At 30.1% G+C, this 1,235-nt stretch carries 2 protein-coding genes; both read right to left on the minus strand.

From position 1 onward, the window contains the following. A partial coding sequence (locus tag BA195_RS11070; protein WP_245662346.1) for a hypothetical protein occupies nt 1-268 on the minus strand: 268 nt, incomplete at its 3' end. Between the two features lie 166 nt (nt 269-434). Then, entirely contained in the window at nt 435-881 is a 447-nt protein-coding gene (locus tag BA195_RS11075; protein WP_141677703.1) for a lipocalin family protein, read from the minus strand. Nucleotides 882-1,235 lie beyond the last annotated feature (354 nt).

The following is a 1,235-nucleotide window of genomic DNA, read 5'->3' on the forward strand; positions in this document are numbered from 1 at the left end:
TATTCGTAATCAATACTATTCCGTAAAGTATAAAAGCAATTTTTGAGTTCCAACTAAATAATTTATGTATTCCTTTTGCTGATTCGTAAGAGTGGTTTTCAAAATTCCCAGTTAATTCCAGTTGTTCTTTATTAATTCCTCTTTTTTCTAAAATTCCAACTGCAATATTTCTCAAATCATTATCATAACCATATTGCTTATAATTTTTAACAATATCAATCAACTTTCCGTTTTCAAATGATTCAAGTTTTGAGTTTATGTTTGTCATTTCTTAATTTCGTTCTAATAGTGCCCAACGTGTTTGTATATGGTTTGTTGCGTGTTTTATGCACCTAATTTAGCAAATAAAAACCGAATAGAAAATCCGCGAGGATTTTCGTAAGTAGACTAGAACTAGCAATAAATTATATACGGTGTTGCCCACTGTAATTTATTTATTCTTTTTTTGTCCAAACATCTCCAGGGAAACTATCTGTTGTCCCGTTTTGATTAATTTCATAAGTTTCTAAAGTATTATTATTTGGAAATTTTATTTTATTTTTCTTTACATCAATTATTGTTTGTCCATTTCGAGTATAACTATATGTGATTTCTAATATATTTCCTTCGACTTTATATTCAATATTTTGGTCTTGGTCTTCTAAAGTACAATCTCCATTAATAGTTCTAAAATAATTCGAGTCAAACGTATTATTACTTTTATATGTTATGTTGCTTCTTTGTTCACATACGTCAATGTTTTTATCTGTTCCGTCACTTGAGAATTTTGCTTTAAGCGTCCATTCTCCGATAATCGAAACAGAATTGTTGTCAATATCATCATTACTTGAGCATCCAATCATAGTGAATGTAATTAGTAAAAAGGTCAGTGTTTTTTTCATAAACTTTTGGTTTTTAATTTTAGTTTTCAAATTTCAAATTTTAGTTTTATTGTGGGCAACGGTCTAGTATAACCGTCAGTTACGGGTTTATATGCGTTAATTTTGGGTTTGACACTGACGTTAGCAATTCCAAGTGGATTCGGACGTAGTCGAATCCGCCGTAATTGCGGTTATACATTGTTGGCAAACGTTATTATTCATCTTCGTTTTCTATTTTTGGAAATATCTCTTTTCCATCCCATTCCAGAATTCTTTGGGTCAATTTAGTTTCAACCCATTCCGTTTCATATTCTTTAGTTTCACCAACTTCTCTTTTGTAAACTATTTTGCCTTTTTTTCCCTCTTTGTCATTTG

Source organism: Tenacibaculum soleae (assembly GCF_001693415.1).
GTDB lineage: Bacteria > Bacteroidota > Bacteroidia > Flavobacteriales > Flavobacteriaceae > Polaribacter > Polaribacter soleae.